The organism is Streptomyces sp. NPDC052396 (assembly GCF_044593195.1).
In the GTDB taxonomy this organism is placed as follows: domain Bacteria; phylum Actinomycetota; class Actinomycetes; order Streptomycetales; family Streptomycetaceae; genus Streptomyces.
Map to the genome: position 1 here is coordinate 60,085 of NZ_JBIUAW010000005.1, position 26,864 is coordinate 86,948.

A 26,864-nucleotide genomic window follows, 5' to 3' on the forward strand; every position below is an offset into this window, starting at 1 on the left:
TTCCGGTCAGGCATATTCAAGACATCGACGCGCACCGGACGGTAACACGTCGTGCCTCTCATGGATATACGGGTGGACGCCATTTCGTTGTCCCGGCCGGCCGGGCGGGAATTACTGCCAGGACTTTCCGGTGTCCTGTCGACCGGACATCACTGTTGTGCGGAGAGCGTCCGGCGATATATTCGGCGGCCGGTCACCCCGTCGGCCCCGGATGGCGTTCCCGCCAGCGGGCATAGGGCCCGGTGACCGCGCCCAGGTAGCCCTGTGCCACCTCCCGCAGAATGGTCTCGCCGTGCGGGGCCAGCGGGCCGTCCTGGGGCCAGGCCAGGAGGTGGCGGTACCAGAGGGGGTTGCCGGCCAGCGGACGGACGGTGGTGCCGGGGGCTTCGATAAAGGTGGCCTGGCAAAGGGTGACGGCCAGGCCGGCCCGGATCAGCTCGATCAGCTGGCGGCCCCCGGCCTCATAGGGGGTGTGCGGCTGACGCCCCATCAACGCGAACACGGTGGACCAGTACTCGCGGGTGCGGTCGCTGTCGGGACGGGGTACCGCCCAGTCCTCGTCGATGAGTGCGCTCAGCCGAACGCTCTCCCGGGCCGCCAGCGGGTGCCCGGCGGGGAGCAGGGCGAAGACCGGCTCGGTGACCAGGGGGCATAGCAACACTCCGGGCGGCGCGGTCAGTTCATGGCCGGGATGGTCGCCGACCACGGCCGCCTCCAGTCGGCCCGCGGCCAGGTCGGCCAGCAACGGCGCGGGAGCGTACCGGCAGCGGGCCGTCACCTGGGCGCCGGGCAGGATCCGGCGGACGGCCAGGACCAGGTCGGCCAGCAGGGGCGCGCCCACCGAGCCGATGCGGATGCGTTCGGGGGTGGAGCGGCGGGTGAGGCGGGCGGTGTCGGCCAGCAGGGCGTCCACACCGGGCAGGATGGCGCGGGCCCGGGCGAGCACCAGCTCGCCGAAGGCGGTGGGTACGGCGCCGGTGTGGCACCGGTCGAAGATGAGGCCGCCCAACCGGCGCTCAATGCGCCGGAGTTGGGCGCTGAGCCCCGGCTGGGTCATCCGCAGCGAGGCCGCGGCCCGGGTGATGCTCCCGGCCTCCGCTATCGCGCAGATCACCCTCAGATGCCGTACCTCCAGATCCATGCGCGGATGTTATGGAGCACCGGGGGCTTCCTGACAGGCTCAGAACACGCCGATCCTATGTGAAATGTCACACGTGATTCATGGGAGGGTGTATGAGACCACGACCGATGGCTCCGGCGGTACGGCGCATGGTCGTCCTGCTGGCGGCCGCCCTGGCCCTGCTGCTGCCCGGCGCGCCCACCGCCGGCGCCCGCCCCCGGGCCGAGGACGCCTCGGCCTGCGCCCTGGCCGGCACCACCGGCTGGACGGACGAGGGGCATGACACCGACTACTCCGTCTTCCAGCGCCCCACCGGCACCAAGAAGATCGCCATGATCTTCGTGGACTTCCCGGACGCCCCGGCCACCGAGTCCCCCTCCGAGGACGCCGCCCAGCTGACGCCCGGCGCCGACTGGGTGTGGCAGGCCTCCTACGGCCGGACCTGGCTGGACATCACCCCGTACCAGCGCTGGGTGCGCATGCCCAGGAACTCCACCGACTATGGATACGCCCGCGGTCTGAGCCATGAGCAGCACGAGGCCTATGTGGCGGACGCGGTCCGGGCCGCCGATCCCTATGTGGACTTCTCCGGCTATGACATGGTCTATGTGGTGGCCACCAGGAACGCCCCGGCCATCTCCTTCACCCCCACCTATGTCTATGACCCCGGCACCCCTGGGGTGGTGGCCGACGGCACCCGGATCCGGTACGCGGTCACCTTCGGCCAGGACATGTGGCACTGGGGCCCCAAGCTGCTCGGCCATGAGACCGCGCATACCTTCGGGCTGCCGGACCTCTATGCCTTCGACACCCGCGACGACGGCCACCGTTTCACCGGCGGCTGGGATGTGATGGGCCTGATCAGCGGGGCCGCCCCGCAGTACTTCGGCTGGCAGTCCTGGAAGCTGGGCTGGACCGATGACGACCAGGTCGTCTGCCGGACCACCGCCGGCAGCGACACCGTGGAGCTCAGCGCCGTGGAGTACCAGGGCGGCACCAAGCTCGCCGTGGTGCGCACCGGCCCCACCAGTGCCTATGTGGTGGAGTCACGGCGGGCGGTACGCAATGACCAAGACGCCTGCGCCACCGGGGCGTTGATCTACAAGGTGGACTCCTCGGTGAAGACCGGCGAGGGTCCCATCCGGGTGGTGAACGCCCAGCCGGGCGCGGCCCCGGAGGGCAACTGCCGCACCCTGGACCACGCGCCCTGGACCGCCGGCCAGTCGTTCTCCGATGACGAGGCCGGGGTGCGCATCGAGGTGCTGGACGATGGCGGCTATGGGGACACCGTGCGGGTCACCAAGGTCTGACCGTCCTCCACTTCGGGGAAGTGGCAGGCGACCTGCCGCCCGTCGGCGCCGGTCCGCAGGGCCGGCGCCTCGGCGCGGCAGCGCTGCTGTGCCTTGGCACAGCGGGGGTGGAAGGTGCAGCCGGGCGGGGGCGCCGCCGGGCTGGGCGGATCACCGAGCAGGGTGATCCGCTCCCGGGCCCGCTCGGCGGCCGGGTCGGGCAGCGGCACCGCGGACAGCAGGGCCCTGGTGTAGGGGTGGGCCGGGGCCGCGTACACCCGCTCCTTGGGGCCGGTCTCCACGATCCGTCCCAGGTACATCACCGCCACCCGGTCGCAGACCCGCTTGACCACCGAGAGGTCATGGGCGATGAAGAGGTAGGCCAGTCCCAGCTCCCGCTGCAGCCGCTCCATCAGGTTGACGATCTGGGCCTGCACCGAGACATCCAGCGCGGAGACCGGCTCGTCGGCGATCACCAGGCGGGGGCCGGTGGCCAGGGCGCGGGCGATGCCGATGCGCTGGGCCTGGCCGCCGGAGAACTCATGCGGATAGCGGTCGAGGTGTTCGGGGATCAGCCCCACCAACTCCATCAGCTCGGCCGCCCGTTGGCGCGCCCCGGCCGCCGAACCGCCCTGGACCAGCAGCGGATCGGAGATGATGCGGGCCACCGTCTGGCGGGGGTTGAGCGAGGAGTGCGGATCCTGGAAGACCATCTGCAACTGGCGGCGCAGCGGCTTGAGTTCGCGCTGTGACAGATGGCCGATCTCCCGGCCGTCATAGCGGATGGAACCGCCGGTGGGTTCCAGCAGCCGGACGATCATCCGGCCGGTGGTGGACTTGCCGCAGCCCGACTCCCCGACCAGGCCCAGGGTTTCGCCCTCGGCCAGGTCGAAGCCGATCCCGTCCACGGCCCGTACCGTGCCGCGCCGGGTCCGGAAGGTCATGCTCAGATCGCGTACGGACAGCAGGGGTGCGGCGGTCATCGGACGCCTCCGGTGGTGTGGTGCAGGGAGAGGTGGCAGGCGACCAGGTGCCGCTGGGACCGTTCGAGCCGCGGCCGGTCCTCGCCGCACCGGGCCCGCTGCGGCTCCGGGGCGGCGGCGGCCACCGCGCAGCGGGGGGCGAAGGCGCAGCCGGCGATGGGGGTGAGCAGTGAGGGCGGGCTGCCCGGGATGGCGGGCAGCGGCTGGTCGTCGGTTGCGTCCAGCCGGGGCAGGGAGTCCAGCAGGCCGCGGGTGTAGGGGTGGGCGGGGGCGGCGAACAGGTCGTCCACCGGGGCCTGTTCGGCGGCCCGGCCGCCGTACATCACCAGTACCTCATGGGCCACCCTGGCCACCACGCCCAGGTCATGGGTGATCAGCAGCACGGCCAGGCCGCGGTCCTGCTGGAGGCGGGCGATCAGTTCCAGGATCTGGGCCTGCACGGTGACATCGAGGGCGGTGGTGGGTTCATCGGCGATCAGCAGCTCGGGTTCGCAGGCCAGCGCCATGGCGATCATCACTCGTTGCCGCATGCCGCCGGAGAACTGGTGCGGGTACTCGCGTACCCGGCGGGCGGGTTCGGGAATGCCGACCTCGCCGAGCATCTCCACCGCCCGCCTGCGGGCGGCCGCCCGGCCGGACTTGAAGTGCACCCGGTGATGTTCGGCGATCTGCTCGCCGACCGTGTAATAGGGGTGCAGGCTGGACAGCGGGTCCTGGAAGATCATCGCCATCCGGCGGCCGCGCAGCCGGCCCAGCTCGGCCTCGGACAGACCGACCAGCTCCCGGCCGTCCAGCCGGATGGAGCCGGTCACCCGGGCCGAGGTGTGCAGGCCCATCACCGCCATCGAGGTCACGGTCTTGCCGGAGCCGGATTCGCCCACGATGCCCAGGGTCCGTCCGCGTTCCACCGAGAAGCCGAGCGAGTCCACGGCCCGTACCTCGCCGCCCCGGGTGGTGAAGTCGACGCTCAGGTCACTGACCGACAGTAGGGGTTGGGACATCAGTACCTCACTCGCGGGTCGATGACCGCATAGAGCAGGTCGACGACCAGGTTGGCGATGACGATAAAGGCGGCGGCGAGCAGGGTGACGCCCATGATGACCGGCTGGTCGCCGCCGGCCAGGGCCCCGTAGAACAACCGCCCGATGCCGGGGAGTCCAAAGATGGACTCGGTGATCACCGCGCCGGCCAGCAGGCCGCCCAGGTCCATGCCGAAGATGGTGAGGATGGGCGTCATCCCGGCACGCAGCCCGTGTTTGACCACCACGGTGCGGCGCGGCAGTCCCTTGGCGCGGGCGGTGCGGATATACGGCTCCGCCATCGCCTCGATCATCGAACTGCGGCTCTGCCGGGCGTACATGGCCGCATAGAGGATGGCCAGCGCGATCCAGGGCAGCAGCAGATTGGACGCCCAGTGCAGCGGATCATGGCCGAAGGGGACGTACTCGGGGTAGGGCAGCAGCCCGGCCGTCCGGATCAGTCCATAGATCAGCATCATCGAGGTGAAGTAGACCGGCAGCGAGGCGGCGGCCACCGCGCCGACCATCAGCACCCGGTCGGTGAGGGTGTCCTTGCGCAGCGCGGCGGCCACCCCGGCGCTCAGTCCCAGCAGCAGCCAGAGCACCGCGGCGCCCAGCGCGAGCGAGGCGGACACCGGGAGGCGGTCCATCAGCAGGTTCCACACCGACTCGCTGTTCTCATAGGAGTAGCCGAGGCAGGGGAAGTGGCAGTGCAGGGTGTACTGGCCGCTGCCCATGGTGCGGCCGGTGAAGATGCCGGTGACGAAATCGCCGAACTGCCGCCACAACGGCTGGTCCAGACCCATGTGTTCACGGATCGCCGCCAGCCGTTCGGCGCTGCAGGACTTGCCGCAGGCGGCGGCCGCCGGATCGGAGGGCAGCACATAGAAGATGGTGAAGGTGACGGCGGCGATGGCGATCAGCACCCCGATCACCCCCAGCAGCCGGCGCCCGATGTAGAGGATCACTGGCGGCCGCTCCTCGGGTCGAGTACGTCCCGCAGCGCGTCTCCGAGCAGGGTGAAGGCGAGCACGGTGAGGAAGAGGCAACTGCTGGGGATGATGAAGTACATGGGGTCGGTGTCATAGAAGGCCACGCTCTCGGCGATCATCTGGCCCCAGGAGGGGGTGGGCGGACGTACGCCCACGCCCAGGTAGCTCAGGGCGGCCTCGGTGGCGATCATGCCGGGGATGATCAGCGTGGTGTAGGCGATGACGGGGCCCGAGACCCCGGGGAGGATGTCCCGGGTGAGGATCCGCCAGGGGCCGGAGCCGCCGACCCGGGCGGCGTCCACATACTCGCGGTGTTTCAGGGAGAGGGTCTGGCCGCGCACGATCCGGGCCACTCCGGGCCAGCCGAACAGCCCGATGACGGCGGTCATCAGCAGGATCCGGTTGACGTCCTTGGCCACCGACATCATCGCGATCATAAAGATCAGCGAGGGGAAGGACATGGTGAGGTCCATCAGCCGGGAGAGCACGGCGTCGACGCGCCCGCCGAAGTATCCGGCGGCGATGCCGGCCGCGGTGCCGGCGATCACCACGATGGCGGTGGCGGTCAGAGCGATCAGCAGCGAGACCTGTGCGCCGTGCACCGTGCGCGCGAACAGGTCGCGTCCGGTGACCGGTTCCACGCCCAGCCAGTGCTCAGCGGAGATCCCGCCGAGCGGGCCGATGGGCTGGCCGCCGAGATAGGGGTCCACCGCGGACTTGTCGAACTCTCCGGGCGACCAGCCGCTCAGCCGGGTGAGCAGCGGGGCGCCCAGGGCCATGACGGCGAACAGCGCGATGACGATCAGGGAGAGCCGGACGGCCAGGCGGCCGCGCAGTTCGCGGAAGGCCGCCCGGGCGGGCGAGACGGCGATGGTACCGACGAGGGCCATGGCGCTCAGCCCCGCGCCTTGGACGGGTCCTTGAGCCCCACCGAGGCATAGTCCAGCTGGCCGCCGAACGAGGTCTGACCGTACGCTCCGGCGATATTGGTGCCCAGCACCAGCGGCCAGCGGCGCACCAGCACCGGAACGGCCGGGGCCTTGGCCAGGATCCTGCCGTCCAGCTCCTGCCAGGCGGCGTTGGCCTGTTTGGCATCGGTCATGGCGGCGATCTCGTCCATCCGCTTCATGGTGTCCTGGTCACGGAAGAGCGAGTGGTTGCCGGAGTTGCCCTTCTCCTTGATGTAGCGCCCGTCGAACACAAAGGGCAGGAAGGTCGATCCGGACGGGTAGTCGGGGCACCAGCCCGTGTAGACCAGGTCGGTGCGGTTCTTGGTGTCACCGATGGTGGCGTAGAAGGCCGAGGGGTCGACGGTCTCGATGGTGACCTTGATCCCCGCCTTGCCCAGCGACTCCTGGATGGCCTCGGCGCGGCCCTTGTCCCCCATCGACACCGTCATCTTGGTGCTGAAGCCGTCCGGCTTGCCGGCCTCCTTGAGCAGTTCCCTGGCCTTGGCCACATCGCCGGCCGCCGGGATCCGCAGGGTGTCCGGCTGTTTGCCGCCGAAGAGGGAGGCCGGCATATAGGCGGTGGACAGGTCGTTGAAGGCGGGGCCGCCGGAGGCGGTGAGCATGGTGTCCCGGTCCAGCGCGTACTGCACCGCCTGGCGCACCTTGACCTGGTCGAAGGGGGCGCGCCCGGTGTGCATCTGCAGCATGTCGGTGCAGTTGGTGGACTCGGACAGCATCCGCTTCCGTACCTCGGGCCTGGGCAGCACCTTGGCGGCGCTCTCCGGGCGCAGGGCGTACCAGGGGACGGCGGAGGCGTCCGCGCCCTGACTGGCGATCATCCGGTCGTCGATCTCATTGGGCTTCAGGCCCATCACCATCACCAGCTTGTCCGGGTATGCCTTGCGGACCTGATCGGTCTTGCGGTCCCAGTGCTCATTGCGGACCAGCACCAGCTTCTTGCCCCGGGCGTACGACTCGATCTTGTACGGGCCGGAGGAGAACGGCCGGTTGTCGTACTGCGGGCCCTTGTCCTGGGACTTGGGCACCGGGGCGAAGGTGGGCATCACGGTGGCATTGGCAAACTCCGCGAAGGGCTTGCGGAGTTGGAAGACGATGGTGTGGTCGTCCGGGGTCCTGATGGAGTCCAGGTGCTTGCCCTGGGCGGGCCCCTGGTAGCCCTCGGCGCCGGCCAGATAGCGGGCCGCGTAGTCGGCACCGCCGGGCAGGTCCGGGGAGAAGGACCGTTCCACGTTGTACTTGACGTCCTGCGCGGTGACTTCCGAGCCGTCCTCGTACTTCACCCCCGGTTTGAGGTGGAAGGTCCAGGTCTTGGTGCCGTCGGAGGGAGTGCCCAGATCGGTGGCCAGGTCGGGGACCAGCTTGCCGCCCTCGGCCCCCGGACCGGCCTGGTAGGTCACCAGGGTGCGGTAGAGCAGCCGGGTGCCGAAGTCCATGTCGTTCATCACCCAGTTGCGGGCCGGGTCGAGATGGGTGAAGTCCTGGTTGGACAGCACGGTGAGGGTGCCGCCCTGCTGCGGCGTACCGCCGATCACCGCGCCCGCGTTGGCGTTGGCACCGGCCGAACCATGGTGAGCGCTCCGGGACTTGTCCGCCGAGCAGCCGGCCGTACCGAGGGCGAGGGTGGCCACCATGGCGGCGGCCAGGGCGGTACAGGTGCGCTTGTTCATCAGTGGTCACTCCGTGAACAGTCGGGCAGCAGCCTGTGAAGCATGGCTGGAATGTGACCTGTAAAATAGTAATGTGAAATTTCACTGACAAGATGTCGGTCGCTCCGTTACCCACCTGTGTCCCAGGAGGCGTTCCATGGCAGAGCCCGCAACTCACCGGCAGAGCAGCGCGATTACCCGGTCGAGCAGCACGACTCCCCAGCTGAACAGCTCGGCTTCCCAGCTGAACACCGGAAGTCATGACCTTCCGGTCACCGGGGAACTGGCCGCCTTTATGGCGTCCGGCTGGGCCGCGACCCCGCTGCCCCAGGACATCCGGCTCCCCGCCGCCGACTTCACCACCGCCCGCCGGGCCAGGCTCTCCGCCCGCTTCCCCGGCGAGCGACTGATCGTCCCCGCCGGGGAGTTGCGGGTCCGCTCCAATGACTGCGACCACCGCTTCCGCCCGCACAGCGCCTACGCCTGGCTGACCGGTCTGACCGGCGAGGACCAGGCGGGCCATGTGCTGGTGCTGGAGCCGGACGGCCCGCATCACCACCAGCCGGTGCTCTACCTCCGGCCCCGTTCCCCGCGCCGGGGCGAGGGGTTCTACCGCGACCGGCGCTATGGCGAGTTCTGGGTGGGCCGCCGGCCCGACCTGGCCGAGGCCGCCCGGATGACCGGCCTGAGCTGTGTACACCTCGACGGACTCGACCGGCTGCCGCCGGGCCGGAACGCCGCCGGGGACACCGCCGAAGACGCCGAACTTCGCTCGGTGCTCAGCGAGTTGCGCCTGGTCAAGGACGCCTGGGAGGTCGGCCAGCTCCAGCTGGCGGTGGACCACACCACCGCCGGATTCCAGGATGTGGTGCGGGCGCTGCCGCAAGCCCTGGCCCATCCGCGTGGCGAGCGCTGGATCGAGGGCGTCTTCGGGCTGCGCGCCCGCGCCGAGGGCAATGGCACCGGCTACGAGACCATCGCCGCCTCCGGCGCCCACGCCTGCGTACTGCACTGGATACGCAATGACGGACGGCTCGACCCCAACCAACTGCTGTTGCTGGACGCGGGCGTGGAGACCGACACCCTCTACACCGCCGACATCACCCGCACCCTGCCGCTGTCCGGACGCTTCTCCCCCGTCCAGCGGCAGGTCTATGAACTGGTGCTGGCCGCCCAGGAGGCGGGGATGGCCGCGCTCAAACCGGGGGCGAGCTTCCGGGACTTCCACCGGGCCGGAATGCGGGTGATCGCCGAGGGGCTGACCGAGTGGGGCGTTCTGCAGAGCCCGGAGGGCGATCTGCACCGCCGCTACACCCTGTGCAGCAGCGGGCACATGCTCGGCCTGGACGTCCATGACTGCGCCCAGGCCCGCGCGGACACCTATCTGGACGGGGTACTGGAGGAGGGCCAGGTGCTGACCGTGGAGCCCGGGCTCTATCTCCAGCCGGACGACCGGACGCTGCCCGCCCAACTGCGCGGCATCGGGGTCCGGATCGAGGACGACCTGGTGATCACCGCGGACGGGGCACGGCTGCTGTCCGGGGCGCTGCCGCGCACCCCGGACGCCATCGAGGAGTGGATGGGAGAGCTCTTGGCAGGCTGAGTGCCATGTGAAATATTACTGAGGTGTCCACCAGAGACTCCTCGGATGTCATCGTCATCGGGGCGGGAGTGGTCGGCGCGGCCTGCGCCTACTACGCCACCCGCCATGGCCTGACCGTCACCGTGCTCGACCGCGGCCCCGTGGCCGGCGGCACCACCGGGGCGGGCGAGGGCAACCTGCTGGTCTCCGACAAGGAACCGGGCCCGGAGCTGGAACTCGCCCTGTGCTCCGTCGGGTTGTGGCGGGAGCTGAGCGCCGCGCTCCCGCCGGGAATCGAGTACGAGCCCAAGGGCGGCCTGGTGGTTGCCTCCGGCGACAAGGAACTGACCGCCCTGCGCGAGCTGGCCGCCGTACAGCGGGCGGCGGGCGTCAAGGCGGAGGAGATTCCGGCCGGCCGGCTGCCCGAACTGGAGCCGCACCTGGCCCCCGGGCTGGCCGGCGGCGTCCATTACCCCCAGGACGCCCAGGTCCAGCCCGCCCTGGCCGCCGCCCACCTGCTGCGCGCCAGTGGCGCCCGGCTGTGTCTGGGCGAGGAGGTCACCGGCTTCCTCAAGGGCGCGGACGGCGCGCTCCAGGGCGTACGGACCACCCGGGGCGCCGTGCACGCCCCCCGGGTGGTGAACGCGGCCGGCACCTGGGGCGGCGACCTGGCCCGCCTGGCGGGCGCCACCCTGCCGCTGCTGCCCCGCCGTGGCTTTGTCCTGGTGACCGAGCCGCTGCCCCAACTGGTGCGGCACAAGGTCTACTCGGCTGACTATGTGGCGGACGTGGCCAGCGGTTCGGCCGCCCTGCAGACCTCCGCCGTGATCGAGGGCACCCCGGCCGGCCCGGTACTGATCGGCGCCAGCCGGGAACGGGTGGGCTTCGACCGCTCCCTGTCCACCGCGGCACTGCACCGGCTGAGCGTGCAGGCCGTGGCGCTCTTCCCGGTGCTGGCACAGGTGCGGGCGATGCGGACCTATGCCGGGTTCCGCCCCTATCTGCCCGACCATCTGCCCGCCATCGGACACGACCCGGCCGTCCCGGGCCTGCTGCACGCCTGCGGCCACGAGGGCGCGGGGATAGGACTGGCCCCGGCCACCGGCCTGGTCATTGCCCGGCTGCTGAGCGGGGGGCAACTACCGCTGGATGTCGGGGGATTCGACCCGGGGCGGTTCCGCTTGACCGGCCAGGGCCTGTTGACCGGCTAGGACATGGGTGATGGGTCTGGGGGCCACTTGGCGGGGCACGTGGCGGAGGCACGTACCGGAGGCCACGAGGCATGTGCACCTGGGTGGTGGAGCGGGCCCTGTGGCCCCCCGGGCCACCCGGCAATGCTTCAGGATCCTCCCGAAGTTCGGGGACTCTGCCGGCGTCCGGGGCCCGCCGGTGTCGGGAGGTTCCCGGTGTCGGGCCAGCCGGTGTCGGAGCCTTCCAACACCGAGTTCCTGCCGCTTCCAGCCCCTTCCGACACCGAGTTCCTGCCGCTTCCAGCCCCTTCCGACACCGAGCCCCGACGCCCAAAGCCTGCCGAACACCAAGCCCCCGGCACCCAACCCCGCCCAACGTCCAAGCTCCACTCAACGACCCGAGAGGAGGCCGCAGTGGCCCGTAATCCCGCCAAGTCCGCCAGGCCCACCAAACCCGTCACCCCTGTCAGTCCTGTCAGCCCCGTCCAGCCCGTCAATCCCATTGAGCTGGCCGGGGCCCAGCCCGGTCCGCCGTTCGAGATCAGCGTCGACGGTCGTACCGTCATCGCCCTGCCCGGCCAGTCGGTGGCCGCCGCCCTCTGGGGTGCGGGCATCCTCGCCTGGCGGACCACCCGCCGGGGCGGGCGGCCGCGCGGGGCCTTCTGTGGCATCGGGCAGTGCTACGACTGCCTGGCCACAGTCAATGGCCGGCCCAACAGGCGGGCCTGCCTGGTACCGGCCCAGCCCGGCGATGCCATCACCACCCAGCGGGGAGACGGCCATGAGCGCTGAACCCTATGACCTGGCGGTCATCGGCGCGGGGTCGGCCGGTCTCGCGGGGGCCGTCCACGCGGCCCGGCGGGGACTCAGGGTGGCTCTGCTGGATGACGCCGCCCAGGCCGGCGGCCAGTTCTTCCGGCACCCCGCACCGGCCCTGAAGGCCACCCGCCCCCAGGCGCTGCACCATCACTGGTCCGCCTTCCGGAAGTTGCGCACCGAGCTGGCGGCCGGTGCGGTCGACCATCTGACCGGCCACCACGTCTGGACGGTGACCCGGGAGGGCGACCAGCCCTGGGCGGTACGGGCCCTCACCGGCGCCGACGGCGACGAGCAGCAGCCGGTGTGCGTACGCGCCCATGCCCTGCTGCTGGCCACCGGTGCCTATGAGCGCCAACTCCCCTTCCCCGGCTGGACACTGCCGGGCGTGGTCAGCGCCGGCGGTGTCCAGGCGATGCTCAAGTCCGGCCTGGTGCTGCCCGGCCGGCGGATCGTGGTCGCGGGCAGCGGGCCGCTGCTGCTGGCCGTGGCCTCCTCACTGGCCACGGCCGGGGCAGACGTGCCCCTGGTGGCGGAGGCCGCCGGCTACCTGGGCTACGCCCGGCATCCGCGCGCGCTGGCCGCCAATCCGGGCAAGGCGCTGGAAGCCGCTTCCCACGGACGGGTGTTGGCCCGCCACCGCGTGCGGCTGAGCACCCGCAGCGCGGTCACCGAGGTGCACGGCACCGACCGGGTGGAGGCGGTCACGGTCCAGCGGCTGGACCGTGACTGGCGCCCCCTGCCGGGCACCGGCCGCAGGATCGACTGCGACGCCCTGGCCACCGGTCATGGGCTGGTCCCGCGCATCGAACTGGCCACCTCGCTGGGCTGCGCGACCCGGCGCGCACCGGACGGCACCCTTGCCCTGATGCTGGACGACCGGCAGCGGACCTCCGTCCCCGGCCTCTGGGCCGCGGGTGAGACCGGCGGCATCGGCGGCTGGCAACTGGCCGCCGTGGAAGGGGAACTGGCAGCTCTGGCGATCGTCCACCAGTTGCGCGAGCGAGCGGCGCCCGCCCGGCTTCGGGACCTGCGCCGCCGCCGGGACCGGATGCGCTCCTTCGCCGACGCCATGAGCGCCACCCACTGCCCCGGCCCCGGCTGGCAGCACTGGCTGGCCGAGGACACCGAGGTCTGCCGCTGCGAGGAGGTGACCGCCGGCAGCATCCGCGAGGCGGTCGCCGAACTGGGGGCCAGGGACGCCCGTTCGGTCAAGCTGCTCACCCGGGCCGGGATGGGCTGGTGCCAAGGCCGGATGTGCGGTCCGGCGGTGGCCTGCCTGGCGGCGGGCGGCGGCCCAGCGGCCTCCGAGGAACGGCGGCCCTTCGCGGCACCGGTCCCTCTGGGTGCCCTCGCCGCCCTGGACGACACCAACTGACCTCTGTTACACGCCTCTTGTGGCCACCGGCCCCCTTGTCGGGCCCTACGCCCATCAATAAAATGTCACACGATATAGAAGGGTCAATGGCATGCCCGAGATCACCTGGACCGCCGACCGCCCCTGGCGCGGCATCATGGTCGCCACCGCGCTCCCGCTGCGCGAGGACCTCTCCATCGACTACGACGCCTATGGTGAACACGTCCGCTGGCTGATCGCCTCCGGCTGCGACGGGGTGGTGCCCAATGGTTCGCTGGGCGAATACCAGACCCTCACCGCCGAGGAACGCGCCCAGGTGGTGCGCACCGCCGTGGAAGCGGCGGGCGACGCGGCCCGGGTGATGCCCGGGGTCGCCGCCTATGGCAGCGCCGAGGCGCGCCACTGGGCGGAACAGGCGGGCGAGTTGGGCTGCGGCTCGGTGCTGCTGCTGCCGCCCAATGCCTACCGCGCCGACCACCGGGCGGTCTTCGCCCACTACGCCGAGGTCGCCAAGGCCGGCCTGCCGGTGGTGGCGTACAACAACCCGATCGACACCAAGACCGACCTCACCCCGGAACTGCTCGCCCGGCTACACGGCGGAGGCACCATCGTCGCCGTCAAGGAATTCAGCGGCGATGTGCGCCGCGCCTACGAACTCGCCGAACTCGCCCCGGATCTCGACCTGTTGATAGGCGCCGACGACGTACTGCTGGAGCTGGCGCTGGCTGGCGCGGTCGGCTGGGTGGCCGGCTACCCCAATGCCTTCCCGGTCAGCTGCGCCGAGCTGTACCGCGCCGCCGTCGCCAAGGACCTGCACACCGCGCTGCCGCTCTACCAGTCGCTCCACCCGCTGCTGCGCTGGGACTCCAAGACCGAGTTTGTGCAGGCCATCAAGGTGTCCATGGACCTCGTCGACCGCCACGGCGGCCCCACCCGGCCGCCGCGCTTCCCGCTCACCGGGGACAGCGAGGCCCAGGTGCGGGCCGCCACCGAGAAGGCCATGGCCGCCGGCCACCGCTGAGCCCCCGAGCCCCCGAGCCTTTCGAAAGGGACACCCGTGCGCACCCGTCATGTCTTCCATGCCGTCGACTCCCACACCGAGGGCATGCCGACCCGCGTGATCACCGGCGGAGTGGGGGTGATTCCCGGCGCCACCATGGCCGAACGCCGGCTGCACTTCATGGAGCACCTGGACCACCTGCGCACCCTGCTGATGTACGAGCCGCGCGGCCACGCCTCGATGAGCGGCGCCATCCTGCAGCCGCCGACCCGGCCGGACGCCGACTACGGCGTGCTCTATATCGAGGTCTCCGGCCTGCTGCCGATGTGCGGGCACGGCACCATCGGGGTGGCCACCGTGCTGGTGGAGACCGGGATGGTGCCGGTGGTGGAGCCGGTCACCACCGTGCGGCTGGACACCCCCGCCGGACTGGTCTCGGTCGAGGTACGCGTGGTGGACGGCGCGGCGAAGGCCGTCACCTTCACCAATGTGCCCGCCTTCAGCATGGGCCTGGACCGCAAGGTGACAGTGCCCGGCCATGGCACGGTCACCTACGACCTGGCCTTCGGCGGCAACTTCTACGCCTTTGTCGAACTCGACGCCCTGGGCCTGCCCTTCGACCGGGCCCGGCGGGACGATCTGCTCACCGCCGGACTGGCCGTCATGGACGCCATCAACGCCTCCCCGGACCGGCCCGTCCACCCCGAACAACCGGAGATCAACGGCCTCAAGCACGTCTACCTCGCCGCCCCCGGCTCCAACGCCCAGCGCTCCCGGCACGCCATGGCCATCCACCCCGGCTGGTTCGACCGCTCGCCCTGCGGCACCGGCACCTCGGCCCGGATGGCCCAGCTGCACGCCCGCGGCGAGCTGCCACTGGACCGGGACTTCGTCAATGAGTCCTTCCTCGGCACCGAGTTCACCGGACGGCTGACCGGACGGACCGAGGTGGGCGGCATCCCCGCCGTGATCCCCACCATCACCGGCCGCGCCTGGATCACCGGCACCGCCCAGTACTTCCTCGACCCGGACGACCCCTTCCCCGGAGGCTTCCTCCTGTGACCGCCACATCCTCCCTGCTCCTTTCGCACAATCCGGCCGATCCCTCCGACGTCCTGCTCCGGCACCCGCTGCCCGGCGCCGCGGCCGCCGCCGAGGCCGTGCACCGCTCATCTGCCGCCCAGCCCGGCTGGCTGGCCGGCGGCGCGACCGCCCGCTCGGCCGCCCTCACCGCCATCGCCACGGCCATCGAGACGGCCGCCGGCGAACTGGCCGCCCTCGCGGTACGCGAAGTCGGCAAACCGGTCACCGAGGCCCGGGCCGAAGTGGCCCGCACCGTGGCCATCTGGCGCTACTACGCCCAGGCGCCCTATGAACCCGCCGGCGCCGTCCATGAACCGGCCGCCGGACCGGGCCTGCTGCTCACCCGCCGCCGCCCGCACGGTGTGGCCGGCCTGATCACCCCCTGGAACTTCCCTTTCGCCATTCCCAGTTGGAAGGCGGCCCCGGCCCTGGCGGCCGGGAACACCGTGGTCCTCAAACCGGCGCCGGAGGCCACCGCCTGCGCCCTGCGCCTGGCCGAGCTGATCCAAACCGCCCTGCCGGACGGTGTGTTCACGGTGGTGCCGGGCGGCCCCGCCGAGGGTGAGGCCATCACCGGGACCGCCGATGTGCTCTCCTTCACCGGCTCCACTGCCGCCGGCCGGTCGGTGGTCCAGGCCGCCACCGCCCGGGGCGTGCCGGTGCAGGCAGAGATGGGCGGACTCAATGCCGCCATCGTCCTGCCCGACGCCGACATCGGCCGGGCCGCCCTGGAGATCGCCTCCGCCATCGCCGGTTACGCGGGCCAGAAGTGCACAGCTACCAGCAGGGTGATCGCCGTCGGCACCGCCCTCGACCCGCTGCGCGAAGCCCTGGCCGAGGCACTGCGCACCCTCCCGGTCGGCGACCCGGCCCAGCCGGCCACCGTCTGCGGACCGCTGATCTCCGAGCAGGCCCGTGACCGGGCCGCCGATGCCGTCGACGGCCTCTCCCTGCTGGCCGGCGGCGACTCCCCCGCCGGACCCGGCTGGTACACCGCCCCGGCCCTGGCCGAGAAGGTGCCCTCGGACCACCCCCTGCTCCACGAGGAAGTGTTCGGCCCCGTGGCCGTGCTACTGCCCGCAAACGACCTGGGGCAGGCGGTACGGCTCACCAACTCCGTGCCCTACGGCCTGGTGACCTCGGTGCACACCGGTGACCTGGACACCGCCCTGTACGGCCTCGACCGGCTGGACACCGGCCTGATCCGCGTCAACGCCCCATCCACCGGGGTCGACTTCCACCTTCCCTTCGGGGGAGCCAAGTCCTCCGGCCACGGCCCCCGCGAACAGGGCCGCGCGGCACTGGAGTTCTACACCGCCGGCCGGACCTATACATTGGTACCGACCAAAGCAACGTGACATTGTACGCTGGGGGTCCGCTCGGCCACTGGAAGGAACGTCATGGGGCACCTGAGTGCGCGGAACCTCATCACCACCAGGGAACGGCTGCGCGACCAGGTCGCCCATGCCCTGCGCGCCGCCCTGATCTCCGGTGAACTCCGCCCGGGCCAGGTCTACTCGGCCCCGGTGCTCGCCGACGACTTCGGTATCTCCGCCACCCCCGTCCGGGAGGCGATGCTCGACCTGGCCCGCGAGGGTCTGGTCGAGCCGGTCCGCAACAAGGGCTTCCGGGTCACCGAGGTCAATGAGCGCGACCTCGACCAGTACACCGAGATCCGCACCCTGATCGAGGTGCCCATGGTCGGCCGGGTCACCAAGACCGCCACCCGCGAGGACCTGGAGGCACTGCGCCCGGTCGCCGAGGAGATCGTGCGCGCCGCACAACAGCATGACCTCATCGGTTACCTGGAGGCCGACCGCCAGTTCCACCTCACCCTGCTGGCGCTCTCCGGCAATGAGCGCCTGGTGGAGACGGTCAGCGACCTGCGCAAGCGCTCCCGGCTCTATGGGCTGACGGCCCTGGACGAGCGCGGCGAACTGATCCCCTCGGCCGAGGAACACCTGGAGCTGCTGGACCTGATGCTGGCCGGCGACGCCAAGGGTGCCGAGAAGTGCATGGCCCGGCACCTCGGCCATGTCCGCTCGCTCTGGGCCAAGGGCGGGGGCAACGCGGAACCGGCTGCTCAGCGCCCCAAGCGGGCCCTGGGCACGGCTCGCTGACCCGCAGCCGCAACGCACCTCATTCCTGCGGCTCTTGACCCAGCACGCCTTGGGTCCAGCGCACCCTAGGCCCGGCGAGCACGGCACCCGCACCCACACCCACGGGTCCGCACCCGGACGCGACTTCCACCCCGCACCACGAGTCCGTACCCACACACGATTGCCAGGTTCAACACCAAGCGCCGCGTCCGGGCTGGGCTCCACGCCCCTACGGCGGACATCGAGCCGTACCCACCGCTGAGCCGCCCACCCAGGCCGAGGCTCCGGTGGGCGAGCCCACCGCGGCGAGCCCAGGAGGCCGCCTCTGGCGTGCTCTCCACCCCGCGCATGCCAACTGATACCGGTATAGGCCGGCTGACCGCGAAAGCGACCCATGAATCCCGCGTATGCGATCACCGATCATGTCTTCACCGTCCCGCTGAACCACTTCTCCCACCTCTCCCACTCCTCTGCTGCCGCCACTCCAGCCGGACCCACCATCCAGGTGTTCGCCCGGGAGGTGGCCGACCCTGCCCGGGCCGGTGAGGAACTGCCCTGGCTGCTGTATCTCCAGGGCGGCCCGGGCGGTAAGTCGCCCCGCCCGACCGCCGATTCACCCGGCTGGCTGGCCCACGCGCTGAAGACCCACCGGGTACTGCTGCTCGACCAGCGCGGCACCGGCCGCTCCACTCCGGTCACCGCCCGCTCCGCCGGGCGCTTTTCCTCTGCCGAGCAACTCGCCAGCTATCTCGGCCACTTCCGCGCCGACTCAATCGTTGCCGACGCCGAACTGATCCGCCGCGAGCTCTGCGGTGATCACCCCTGGGAGACGCTCGGCCAGAGCTATGGCGGCTTCGTCACGCTGACCTATCTCTCCCAGGCGCTGGAAGGACTGCGCGCTTGCTATGTCGCGGGTGGCCTGCCCGGCCTGACGGCCACCGCCGACGCCGTCTACGCCCGCACCTATCCCCGGGTCCGGGACCGGGTCCTGGCGCACTACGACCGATATCCGCAGGACGCGCCCCTGCTGCGCCGGATAGCCGACCTGCTGGCGGCCACCGATGTCCGGCTGCCCAATGGTGACCTGCTGACCCCGCGCCGGCTGCGCACCCTGGGTCTGGCGCTCGGCATGGGCGATGGCTTTGAGCGCATCCACTGGCTGCTTGATGAAGCCCTGGACGCCCAGGGGGAATTGACCGACTCCTTCCTGCACCAGGTGATGGGGCTGACCGGCTTTGTGGACAACCCCCTCTTCGCCGTCCTGCACGAATCCATATACGCCCAGGGAACGGCGCCAACCGGCTGGGCGGCCGACCGGGCCCTGGCCGAACACCCCGCCTTCGCCGAGAACGCCGAACCGCTGCTGCTCACCGGCGAGATGATCTATCCCTGGATGTTCGAGGAGATCAAGGGCCTGCGCCCCTTCGCCGATGCCGCCGAACTGCTGGCCCAACGGGCCGACTGGCAACCGCTGTATGACCCCCAGCGGCTGGCCGCCAACTCGGTGCCGCTGGCGGCAATCGTCTATCACGACGACATGTATGTGGACGCGGGGCTCTCGCTCTCCACCGCCCGGGCGGTCGGCTCCAGCCGGGTCTGGATCACCAATGAGTGGGAGCACGACGGGATCAGCGCATCGGGCGACCGGGTGCTCTCCCGGCTGATGGACCTGGCCGCCGGGCGTGCGTGAGGCCGCCTGATTTCGGGGATATCCCGGTGGTGCCCCAACCGGCTTGCCATTGCCCGGTGATCTGCAGCCGTTCCCCGTCGAAGACGGTGGCACCGGCCACGGGTGCGGCCCGGCTGTGGCATAGCTCTCGTCGAGCAGGTGCTGGAGTGCGTTGATGTCCGCAGGCGTCTCGTACATGTCTCCGAGTGTGCGGACCGGATGCACCAACTCGCCACTGTTCCAAGGGAGATCAGTCGGTCGGGTGAGCAAGTTATCCACAAGCGGTGAACTCTCCACAGAATGGCCACTCCGGGCCGCGTTGTCAGTGGTTCGGCGCAGAATGGGGGCATGACTGAGAGCAACGGATCCCCGCGGGGCGACGCGTCCATGCCCGACTGGGAGAAGCGCTTCCGGGCGCCGCGGGTGGGCCTGCCCGGCTGGGCGGAGTACGCGCCGGACCGGTCGCTGTTCACCTCCAACGCCACCGGCACCTTCGAGATCTACGCCTGGGACCGGTCGAGCGGCCGGCAGCGGCAGGTGACCGACCGTCCCAACGGCACCACGGGCGGGGTGCTGTCCCCGGACGGCAAGTGGATCTGGTGGTTCTCGGACACCGACGGTGACGAGTTCGGCACCTGGATGCGCCAGCCCTTCCACGGCGGCGCGGACGAGCCGGCCACGCCCGGCCTGGAGCCCGCCTACCCGGCCGGTCTGGCCCTGGGCCGGGACGGCACCGCGGTCATCGGCAGCTCCACCGACAAGGGCGGCTCCACGGTCCATGTGCTGCGGCCGGGCACGGTCCCGGTGGAGATCTACCGGCATGAGCAGTCGGCGGGCGTGGGCGACCTCTCGCACGACGGCACACTGATCGCGGTCGAGCACACCGAGCACGGCGACGCCATGCACTCGGCGATCCGCGTGGTGCGCATGGACGGCAGCACCGTCGCGGAGCTGGACGACACCCGGGGCGCCACCGAGGAGCTGGGGCTGTCGGTGATGGGCTTCGCCCCGGTGGACGGCGACAGCCGGCTGCTCGTCGGCCATCAGCGGCGAGGCCGCTGGGAGCCCATGCTGTGGGACGCGCTGACCGGTGAGGAGACCCCGCTGCCCATCGAGCTCCCCGGCGACCTGGACGCCGACTGGTACCCGGACGGCTCGGCACTGCTGATCGAGCACAGCTACCGGGCCCGCAGCGAGCTGTGGCGCTATGAGCTGGCCGGCGGCTCGCTGACCCGGCTGGACACCCCGCCCGGCACCGTCTCCGGAGCGCTGCCGCGGCCCGACGGGACGGTGGAGTTCCTCTGGTCGTCGGCGGCGAAGCCACCGGTCATCCGGTCCACGGCCGGTCATATAGTGCTGGATCCGCCGGCCGGCCCGGACGGCATCGGCCAGGCCCCCGACTCCGTCCCGGTGGAGGACGTCTGGGTGGAGGGCCCGGGCGGCAAGGTGCACGCCCTGGTGCAGAAGCCGGCGGGCGAGGGCCCGTTCCCGGCCGTCTTCGACATCCACGGCGGCCCGACCTGGCACGACAGCGATGCCTTCGCCGCCGGTCCGGCAGCCTGGGTGGATCACGGATTCGCGGTCATCCGGGTCAACTACCGCGGCTCGACCGGCTACGGCCGGGCGTGGACGGACGCTCTCAAGCACCGAGTGGGGCTGATCGAGCTGGAGGACATCGCGGCGGTCCGCGAGTGGGCCATATCCTCCGGGCTCGCCGACCCCGGGCGCCTGGTCCTGGCCGGAGGTTCCTGGGGCGGCTATCTGACGCTGCTGGGCATGGGCACCCAGCCGGGCTCCTGGGCGCTGGGTCTGGCCGCGGTCCCGGTCGCCGACTATGTGACCGCCTATCACGACGAGATGGAGGCGCTGAAGGCCCTGGACCGCACCCTGCTGGGCGGCGCTCCCGAGGAGGTGCCGGAGCGGTTCGCCGCCTCCTCACCGCTGACCTATGTGGACGAGGTCCGGGCGCCGGTCTATATCTCGGCGGGGATGAACGACCCCCGCTGCCCGATCCGACAGATCGAGAACTATGTGCGGCGCCTGGTGGAGCGCGGGCACCCGCATGAGGTCTACCGCTATGACGCCGGTCATGGCTCGCTGGTGGTGGAGGAGCGGATCAAGCAGCTCCGGCTTGAGATCGCGTTTGCCGAGCGTCATCTGGGCCGTCCGGACCATCCGGCCGACCGTCCGGCTCCTGCTGACCGTCCGGCTGATCAGGGGTGATGCCCAGTGCCAGATCGCGGGCGGCCTCGGCCTCCCGGCGGAAGAGGCGGAACCACATAAAGACAACAAACCCCGCGAAGACGAACCACTCTCCGGTGTAGCCGAGGTTCTGGAACGCCTTGAGGTCCAGGCCGGTGTTGGGCGCCGCGGCCGGGGGCACCGGGGTCAGCGCTCCGGTGGCCTTGGGCTCGGTGATCCAGGCGTCATACACCTGGTAGGGCACCAGATTGACCAGCGAAGCGGCGCTGATCACGCCGAGCTGGCCCTTGGGCAGGCCGCCGGAGGCGTCAGCGCCCTTGGATGTCGCGCTCTCGGACGCCTGGAGGGCGCCGGACACGGTGACTCGCCCGGCCGGCGGGGTAGGCACCTTGGCGGTGTCGGTCCTGGAGTTCGCATCGCCGGGCAGCCAGCCGCGCACCACCGGAAGCGCCTTGCCGCCGTCGGTGCGCAGCAGGGTCAGCACATAGAAGCCCTTGCGGTCGTCCAGATCCCGGTTCGGTACCAGCAGTTGGTGCTCGGTGTCATAGCTGCCGGTCGCCGATGCCTGGCGGCCCGAGGTCTCGGTGGTCACCGGCAGCAGGTCGCCCAGCGGCCGGGCGACGGCCGTTCGCGCCGTGGCGGCCTCGGTCTGCTGTTCCCGGTGCGAGTCGACGCGCGTCTCGAAGCGGCCCAGCTGCCAGCTGCCCATGAACAGACAGAAGGGGATGGCCACCAGTGCGAAGACATTGATCCCCCACCAGCGGGGAGTCAGCAGGAACCGATACACACCTCAACGGTACGGGCCCGCCCAGGTGCCATGGCACCGGCCCCCGGCGCGCTAGGTCGCCGGCGGGGGCGCCAGGGGGCCGGTGCGGTAGACCGTCCCGGTGCAGGCGTCGGGGATCTGGGCCTGTGCCGCCACCGGCTCCCCGGCGTCGGGGGTGTGGCTGACCAGCAGGCTCGCCGCCGGACTGGGCGGGCTGCTCTGGGGGGTGTCCGGCCCGGTGCCGGTGGTCGGCTGGACGGCTGCCGGAGAAGCACTGGCCGTGGGGGTGGGACTGGCGCCATCGGTGCCGGCGCAGCTGTGCTGCCCGTTTCCGGGGGCGGCGGGGACCCAGGCGAACTTGACCTCATAGGCCTGGCCCGGCTTCAGCAGCACCTGGGTGTCGCCGCCGGGGTCGGGCAGGCCGGTGGCCGGGTCGCCCGGAGTGTGGTCGACGACGGTGACCCGCGCGTCCTTGGCGGCGGTACGGGCGGAGACCAGTCCAGGGCCGGCCACGGTACAGCTGGCCTGGGAGACATTGACCACCCGGAATGCCCCATAGACCCGGCCGGCCTTGTCGGCGGGGCCTACCGTGCCGGTGCCATTGCCCAGCTGGTCGCGGGCACAGACCGGGGCCACCGCCTCCAGGCTGCTGCGGGGGTCGGCACCAGGGGTGCCGGCCGGGGTGGCCCGGTTGCTGCCGCGGTCCTTGTGCGGGTCGTCCTTGCGCGACTCGTCCCGGGCGCCGTCCCGGCCGGTGGCTCCTGGCACGGGGCCGGTGGCCGGGCCGCTGTTGCCCTGCGGCTGGCCCTGCTCGGCGGCGCCGGACTGCTGACGGGTGGTGGCCGCGCTGGCGGAACGGCTGTCGGCGGTGTGGTCGGCCACGTCCGCGACCCGCATCAGGGTGGGCAGCGCCGCGCCCACCAGCACCGCGGCCGCCACCGCTCCGCCCATGGCCTGGCGGCGGCGGGCCCGGCGGGCGGGTACGGCGCGTCGCAGCCGCTCCAGCGCGTCCTCGGCGGGTTCGATCCCCTCGACCGCGCCCTGCAGCAGCCGACGCAGCGCGCCCTCCCGCGCGTCCGGCATACCACTGTCCATCCCGGCGGTGCCGTGCGCGCCGTCGTGGATGCGCTCCCGCCGGGCGGTCAGGTCGAGGAGGGAGTCCGGGTCAGGGCGGAAGTCCGGGCCGAGGGACCCGGCGGGCCGGTTCGGGTTGTCCGCATCCCGTCGATCAAGACGGCCCAGCTCATCGGGACCCTGTTCATCGGGGCCCAGCTCATCGGGGCCCTGCCGCCCGTACTGATCTGGGTGGTTCATGCCGGGGCCTCCATCGCGATGCGCAGTGCCGCTATGCCCCGCGAGCCATATGCCTTGACCGAGCCGATCGACAGGCCCAGCACCTCCGCCACCTGTGCCTCGGTCATATCGGCGAAGTAGCGCAGGACCAGCACCTCACGCTGGCGGCGCTGCAGCCCGCGCATCGCCTTGATCAATTGGTCGCGCTCCAGCTGTTCATAGGCCCCCTCCTCCGCGCTGGCCATGTCGGGCATCGGCTTGGACAGCAGCTTGAGTCCGAGGATGCGGCGGCGCAGTGCGGAACGGGACAGATTGACCACGGTCTGCCGCAGGTAGGCCAGGGTCTTCTCCGGGTCACGGACCCGGTTCCGCGCGGAGTGCACCCGGATGAAAGCTTCCTGCACCACGTCCTCGCAGGAGGCGGTGTCATCCAGGAGCAGCGCGGCCAGCCCGAGCAGCGACCGGTAGTGGGCTCGGTAGGTCTCGGTGAGGTGGTCGACTGTGGTGCCCGCAGCCATCGCCTGGTCAGCATCCCCCGGCTGCGGGGACGCCTGGGCGGGGATGCGCGGCGAGGCTGGGGCGGACCAGGGAGCGATCACCGGCATGCCGCCCGCCGCACGGGGCCGCCGGGCGTATGGAGGCGCCGCCGCGGCACCACGGCCCGGGGCTGTCGCGATGCTGATGACCTCTGCCACGCCTGTTGGACACCCGTCCCCCCGTCAGGGTTGTACGCGGGCGCCATGGCCGACGTCGCGAGGCGTCGCGGCGCGTCACCTGCCCTCATGCGTACCCGCTCTTCCCTCATGCCCCAACCCCCCGAGTTCACCGCCCCGTTGAGACGGAGAACGGCGGAAACCGCCGTCTCCTCGGCCGGATGCCGTGGGCCGGGAACGCATCCTCGAACAGGCTGTGCGCGCTGCTCAAGAGTTCCGCACCAACGCCTTGATCACAGAACCTTCACACGTGCCCAGTATTGCCGAGGGGCTCGGCCCGGCGCCATGAGTCGGCCGGGCCGAGCGGTGGCCGAGCATGCTGCGGGCCGGGGGCCCGGTGGTGTCAGCGGCCGGTGCCTCCGTAGACGACCGCCTCGTCGTTCTCGCTGTCCAGGCCGAAGGCCGTGTGCACGGCCCGGACCGCCTCATTGACGTCGTCGGCGCGGGTGACCACCGAGATGCGGATCTCCGAGGTGGAGATCAGCTCGATGTTCACGCCCGCGTTGGACAGCGCCTCGAAGAACATGGCGGTGACGCCCGGGTTGGTCTTCATTCCGGCGCCGACCAGCGAGATCTTGGCGATCTGGTCGTCATAGCGCAGGATGTCGAAACCGACCCGGGAGCGCGTCTTCTCCAGTGCCTCAACCGCCTTGCGGCCCTCGGTCTTGGGCAGAGTGAAGGAGATGTCGGTCAGCCCGGTGGACGCGGCGGAGACGTTCTGCACCACCATGTCGATGTTGATCTCGGCGTCCGCGATCGCGCGGAAGATCGTCGCGGCCTCGCCCGGCTTGTCCGGCACCCCGACGACCGTGACCTTCGCCTCGGAGGTGTCGTGCGCGACACCCGAGATGATCGCCTGCTCCATCGGCTCGCTCCCTTGAGGCTCGTTGCTGACCCAGGTGCCCTTGAGCCCCGAGAAGGAGGACCGCACATGGATCGGGATGTTGTAACGGCGTGCGTACTCGACGCAGCGGTGCAGCAGCACCTTGGAGCCGGAGCTGGCCAGCTCCAGCATGTCCTCGAACGAGATCCAGTCGATCTTGCGGGCCTTCTTCACCACCCGGGGGTCGGCGGTGAAGACGCCGTCGACGTCCGTGTAGATCTCACAGACCTCGGCGTCCAGCGCGGCCGCCAGCGCGACGGCGGTGGTGTCACTGCCGCCCCGGCCCAGCGTGGTGATGTCCTTGCTGTCCTGGGACACGCCCTGGAAGCCCGCCACGATCGCGATGTTGCCCGCGTCCACGGACTGCTGGATACGGCCTGGGGTGACGTCGATGATCCGCGCTTTGTTGTGCACCGAGTCGGTGATCACTCCGGCCTGGCTGCCGGTGAATGACTGCGCCTCGTGACCGAGGTTTTTGATCGCCATCGCCAGCAGCGCCATGGAGATCCGCTCTCCGGCGGTCAGCAGCATGTCGAACTCTCGCCCCGCAGGAATCGGCGATACCTGCTCGGCGAGGTCGATCAACTCATCCGTCGTGTCACCCATCGCGGAAACCACCACGACGACCTGATGGCCGTTCTTCTTGGCTTCCACGATTCGCTTGGCGACCCGCTTGATGCCCTCGGCATCGGCAACGGAGGAGCCTCCGTACTTCTGCACGACAAGGCCCACGTGCGCTCCTCGCAGCTTTTGTGTATTGCGGACGATTCAGAGTCTATCGATCGGCGCGAATCGGCCATCGGGGCTCCGCATCCTGAGATACGTCGTCCGGCACCCGGCGAGGCTCCGGGCGGCGGGCGACCAGGCTCGGACCGGACTCAGGCCGGGTTCAGACCGAGCGCAGCCCCGTCTGCCCGCCGATCTCCGCCGCCATCACCTGGCCGGCCTCCTCGGCCAGCTGCTCCTCCGTGCCGATGGCGTCGGTATCCAGTCCGTTCAGTTCGACCAGCGGCTGGTCCAGGCGCACATGGGCGACCAGGGACTGGAGCGCGCGCAGGGCGGCGGAGGCGGTGGGCCCCCAGTTGGACAGGTAGGAGAACTGCCACCACCACAGGGCCTCGCTGACCCGGCCGTCACGGTAGTGGGCCATGCCATGCCGCAGGTCGGTGATGATGTCGGCGAGATCGTCGGAGATCCGGCTGGCGACCGGGGCGGTGCGCGGTACATACGGGTCGAAGACCTCGGAGTAGACGTCGACCGGGTCCAGCAGCCGGGCGAACCGCTCGCGCAGTTCGTCCACGTCCGGCTCCGGGCCGACGTCCGGCTCGTAGCGCTCGTCCGGAACGAAGTCCTCGTGCGCGCCCAGCCGGCCTCCGGTCAGCAGCAGCTGGGAGACCTCCAGCAGCAGGAAGGGCACGGCGCTGTCCGGCTCGTCGCCTCGGGACACCTCGGTGACAGCCACGATAAAGCTCTCGATCGAGTCCGCGATGGAGACGGCGAAATCGCCGGGATCGCGTTTGGCGTCATGGAGCGTTGCGTCAGACATCGAGAAGTCGTCTCCCTTCGAAGGCACGTCCGAGCGTGACCTCGTCGGCGTATTCCAAGTCTCCGCCCACTGGCAGCCCGCTCGCCAGCCTGGTGACCTTCAGCCCCATGGGTTTCACCATGCGTGCCAGGTAGGTGGCCGTGGCCTCGCCCTCCAGATTGGGGTCGGTGGCCAGGATCAGCTCGGTGACCGAACCGTCCGCGAGCCGGGCCAGCAGCTCACGGATCCGCAGGTCGTCCGGGCCGACGCCCTCGATGGGGCTGATCGCCCCGCCGAGCACGTGGTAGCGGCCGCGGAACTCGCGGGTCCGCTCGATCGCCACCACATCCTTGGGCTCCTCGACCACACAGATGACGGTGAGGTCGCGGCGCGGATCCTGGCAGACCCGGCACCGCTCCTCCTGGGCCACATTGCCGCACAGGGCGCAGAACCGGACCTTGGCCTTGACCTCGGTCAGCGCGTGCGCGAGCCGGCGGACGTCGGCCGGCTCGGCCTGCAGGATGTGGAACGCGATCCGCTGGGCGCTCTTGGGACCGACGCCGGGCAGCCTGCCCAGCTCGTCGATCAGATCCTGGACCACGCCTTCATACACGGATCGGGTTCTCCTGGTTCTTCCTGTGTCTTCGGTTGTGCCGCTGCGATGAG

23 protein-coding genes are annotated in these 26,864 nt (G+C 70.9%); 11 read left to right on the top strand and 12 right to left on the bottom strand.

Going from position 1 to position 26,864, the window contains the following annotated elements:
• Window positions 1–193: 193 nt before the first annotated feature.
• Window positions 194–1,141, bottom strand: a complete 948-nt coding sequence (locus ACIHFE_RS14145; protein ID WP_400106172.1) for a LysR substrate-binding domain-containing protein — start codon at window positions 1,139–1,141, stop codon at window positions 194–196.
• 92 nt (window positions 1,142–1,233) lie between these two features.
• Here ACIHFE_RS14145 and ACIHFE_RS14150 point away from each other — a divergent pair, with 92 nt between their 5' ends.
• A complete protein-coding gene (locus tag ACIHFE_RS14150) occupies window positions 1,234–2,430 on the top strand; it encodes a M6 family metalloprotease domain-containing protein (RefSeq protein WP_400106174.1) in 1,197 nt (398 codons plus the stop codon).
• On the opposite strand, the gene ACIHFE_RS14155 is transcribed toward ACIHFE_RS14150, so the two are convergent.
• From ACIHFE_RS14155 to ACIHFE_RS14175, 5 genes are read right to left on the bottom strand one after another with little or no spacing between them, the layout of a single operon-like run.
• Window positions 2,397–3,392 (bottom strand): ABC transporter ATP-binding protein, encoded by a 996-nt coding sequence (locus ACIHFE_RS14155; RefSeq protein WP_400106176.1) that lies wholly within the window; start codon window positions 3,390–3,392, stop codon window positions 2,397–2,399. The two genes, ACIHFE_RS14150 and ACIHFE_RS14155, sit on opposite strands and share 34 nt — an antisense overlap.
• Window positions 3,389–4,393, bottom strand: a complete 1,005-nt coding sequence (locus tag ACIHFE_RS14160; protein WP_400106178.1) for an ABC transporter ATP-binding protein — start codon at window positions 4,391–4,393, stop codon at window positions 3,389–3,391. The genes ACIHFE_RS14155 and ACIHFE_RS14160 overlap by 4 nt, the downstream gene beginning before the upstream one ends.
• A complete protein-coding gene (locus ACIHFE_RS14165) occupies window positions 4,393–5,379 on the bottom strand; it encodes an ABC transporter permease (RefSeq protein ID WP_400106180.1) in 987 nt (328 codons plus the stop codon). Before ACIHFE_RS14165 ends, ACIHFE_RS14160 begins: the two co-directional genes overlap by 1 nt.
• Complete coding sequence (locus tag ACIHFE_RS14170; RefSeq protein ID WP_400106182.1) at window positions 5,376–6,293, bottom strand: ABC transporter permease; 918 nt, start codon at window positions 6,291–6,293, stop codon at window positions 5,376–5,378. Before ACIHFE_RS14170 ends, ACIHFE_RS14165 begins: the two co-directional genes overlap by 4 nt.
• 5 nt (window positions 6,294–6,298) lie before the next feature.
• Window positions 6,299–8,041: an ABC transporter substrate-binding protein gene (locus tag ACIHFE_RS14175; protein WP_400106184.1), complete on the bottom strand. Its 1,743-nt coding sequence runs from the start codon at window positions 8,039–8,041 to the stop codon at window positions 6,299–6,301.
• Between the two features lie 202 nt (window positions 8,042–8,243).
• Here ACIHFE_RS14175 and ACIHFE_RS14180 point away from each other — a divergent pair, with 202 nt between their 5' ends.
• From ACIHFE_RS14180 to ACIHFE_RS14225, 10 genes are all read left to right on the top strand, one after another.
• On the top strand, window positions 8,244–9,623 hold the full coding sequence (locus tag ACIHFE_RS14180; protein ID WP_400106998.1) for an aminopeptidase P family protein: 1,380 nt from the start codon (window positions 8,244–8,246) through the stop codon (window positions 9,621–9,623).
• A gap of 23 nt (window positions 9,624–9,646) precedes the next feature.
• The gene (locus tag ACIHFE_RS14185) at window positions 9,647–10,813 is read left to right on the top strand and encodes an NAD(P)/FAD-dependent oxidoreductase (RefSeq protein WP_400106186.1); all 1,167 of its coding nucleotides are present in this window, start codon (window positions 9,647–9,649) and stop codon (window positions 10,811–10,813) included.
• A gap of 486 nt (window positions 10,814–11,299) precedes the next feature.
• Window positions 11,300–11,584 carry a (2Fe-2S)-binding protein gene (locus ACIHFE_RS14190; RefSeq protein ID WP_400107000.1) on the top strand — a complete coding sequence of 95 codons (285 nt, stop codon included), beginning with the start codon at window positions 11,300–11,302 and terminating at the stop codon, window positions 11,582–11,584.
• The gene (locus ACIHFE_RS14195; RefSeq protein WP_400106188.1) at window positions 11,574–12,986 is read left to right on the top strand and encodes an FAD-dependent oxidoreductase; all 1,413 of its coding nucleotides are present in this window, start codon (window positions 11,574–11,576) and stop codon (window positions 12,984–12,986) included. The genes ACIHFE_RS14190 and ACIHFE_RS14195 overlap by 11 nt, the downstream gene beginning before the upstream one ends.
• A 91-nt stretch (window positions 12,987–13,077) precedes the next feature.
• Window positions 13,078–13,986, top strand: a complete 909-nt coding sequence (locus ACIHFE_RS14200) for a dihydrodipicolinate synthase family protein (RefSeq protein WP_400106189.1) — start codon at window positions 13,078–13,080, stop codon at window positions 13,984–13,986.
• 36 nt (window positions 13,987–14,022) lie between these two features.
• A complete protein-coding gene (locus ACIHFE_RS14205) occupies window positions 14,023–15,027 on the top strand; it encodes a proline racemase family protein (protein WP_400106190.1) in 1,005 nt (334 codons plus the stop codon).
• Window positions 15,024–16,406, top strand: a complete 1,383-nt coding sequence (locus ACIHFE_RS14210; protein WP_400106192.1) for an aldehyde dehydrogenase family protein — start codon at window positions 15,024–15,026, stop codon at window positions 16,404–16,406. Before ACIHFE_RS14205 ends, ACIHFE_RS14210 begins: the two co-directional genes overlap by 4 nt.
• A 42-nt stretch (window positions 16,407–16,448) precedes the next feature.
• A complete protein-coding gene (locus ACIHFE_RS14215) occupies window positions 16,449–17,168 on the top strand; it encodes a GntR family transcriptional regulator (protein WP_400106194.1) in 720 nt (239 codons plus the stop codon).
• A gap of 373 nt (window positions 17,169–17,541) precedes the next feature.
• Complete coding sequence (locus tag ACIHFE_RS14220) at window positions 17,542–18,837, top strand: alpha/beta fold hydrolase (RefSeq protein ID WP_400106196.1); 1,296 nt, start codon at window positions 17,542–17,544, stop codon at window positions 18,835–18,837.
• Between the two features lie 366 nt (window positions 18,838–19,203).
• Window positions 19,204–21,039, top strand: coding sequence for a prolyl oligopeptidase family serine peptidase (locus ACIHFE_RS14225; protein ID WP_400107002.1), 1,836 nt, complete (start codon window positions 19,204–19,206; stop codon window positions 21,037–21,039).
• On the opposite strand, the gene ACIHFE_RS14230 is transcribed toward ACIHFE_RS14225, so the two are convergent.
• The 6 genes from ACIHFE_RS14230 to recR all read right to left on the bottom strand — a co-directional run bounded on the left by ACIHFE_RS14230 (window position 20,933) and on the right by recR (window position 26,811).
• A complete protein-coding gene (locus tag ACIHFE_RS14230; RefSeq protein WP_400106198.1) occupies window positions 20,933–21,805 on the bottom strand; it encodes an SURF1 family protein in 873 nt (290 codons plus the stop codon). The two genes, ACIHFE_RS14225 and ACIHFE_RS14230, sit on opposite strands and share 107 nt — an antisense overlap.
• 51 nt (window positions 21,806–21,856) lie before the next feature.
• Complete coding sequence (locus ACIHFE_RS14235) at window positions 21,857–23,098, bottom strand: hypothetical protein (protein WP_400106200.1); 1,242 nt, start codon at window positions 23,096–23,098, stop codon at window positions 21,857–21,859.
• Complete coding sequence (locus ACIHFE_RS14240; RefSeq protein WP_400106202.1) at window positions 23,095–23,772, bottom strand: SigE family RNA polymerase sigma factor; 678 nt, start codon at window positions 23,770–23,772, stop codon at window positions 23,095–23,097. Before ACIHFE_RS14240 ends, ACIHFE_RS14235 begins: the two co-directional genes overlap by 4 nt.
• 361 nt (window positions 23,773–24,133) lie before the next feature.
• On the bottom strand, window positions 24,134–25,405 hold the full coding sequence (locus tag ACIHFE_RS14245; RefSeq protein ID WP_400106203.1) for an aspartate kinase: 1,272 nt from the start codon (window positions 25,403–25,405) through the stop codon (window positions 24,134–24,136).
• 157 nt (window positions 25,406–25,562) lie between these two features.
• Window positions 25,563–26,219 carry a DUF5063 domain-containing protein gene (locus ACIHFE_RS14250; protein WP_400106204.1) on the bottom strand — a complete coding sequence of 219 codons (657 nt, stop codon included), beginning with the start codon at window positions 26,217–26,219 and terminating at the stop codon, window positions 25,563–25,565.
• On the bottom strand, window positions 26,212–26,811 hold the full coding sequence (recR, locus tag ACIHFE_RS14255) for a recombination mediator RecR (protein ID WP_400106206.1): 600 nt from the start codon (window positions 26,809–26,811) through the stop codon (window positions 26,212–26,214). Before recR ends, ACIHFE_RS14250 begins: the two co-directional genes overlap by 8 nt.
• Between the last annotated feature and the right edge of the window lie 53 nt (window positions 26,812–26,864).

Coding starts and splice junctions, on each gene's coding strand:
- ACIHFE_RS14145 (WP_400106172.1), bottom strand. CDS start 1,141: ATGGATCTGGAGGTACGGCATCTGAGGGTGATCTGCGCGATAGCGGAG.
- ACIHFE_RS14150 (WP_400106174.1), top strand. CDS start 1,234: ATGAGACCACGACCGATGGCTCCGGCGGTACGGCGCATGGTCGTCCTG.
- ACIHFE_RS14155 (WP_400106176.1), bottom strand. CDS start 3,392: ATGACCGCCGCACCCCTGCTGTCCGTACGCGATCTGAGCATGACCTTC.
- ACIHFE_RS14160 (WP_400106178.1), bottom strand. CDS start 4,393: ATGTCCCAACCCCTACTGTCGGTCAGTGACCTGAGCGTCGACTTCACC.
- ACIHFE_RS14170 (WP_400106182.1), bottom strand. CDS start 6,293: ATGGCCCTCGTCGGTACCATCGCCGTCTCGCCCGCCCGGGCGGCCTTC.
- ACIHFE_RS14175 (WP_400106184.1), bottom strand. CDS start 8,041: ATGAACAAGCGCACCTGTACCGCCCTGGCCGCCGCCATGGTGGCCACC.
- ACIHFE_RS14195 (WP_400106188.1), top strand. CDS start 11,574: ATGAGCGCTGAACCCTATGACCTGGCGGTCATCGGCGCGGGGTCGGCC.
- ACIHFE_RS14200 (WP_400106189.1), top strand. CDS start 13,078: ATGCCCGAGATCACCTGGACCGCCGACCGCCCCTGGCGCGGCATCATG.
- ACIHFE_RS14215 (WP_400106194.1), top strand. CDS start 16,449: ATGGGGCACCTGAGTGCGCGGAACCTCATCACCACCAGGGAACGGCTG.
- ACIHFE_RS14220 (WP_400106196.1), top strand. CDS start 17,542: ATGAATCCCGCGTATGCGATCACCGATCATGTCTTCACCGTCCCGCTG.
- ACIHFE_RS14225 (WP_400107002.1), top strand. CDS start 19,204: ATGCCCGACTGGGAGAAGCGCTTCCGGGCGCCGCGGGTGGGCCTGCCC.
- ACIHFE_RS14235 (WP_400106200.1), bottom strand. CDS start 23,098: ATGAACCACCCAGATCAGTACGGGCGGCAGGGCCCCGATGAGCTGGGC.
- ACIHFE_RS14250 (WP_400106204.1), bottom strand. CDS start 26,219: ATGTCTGACGCAACGCTCCATGACGCCAAACGCGATCCCGGCGATTTC.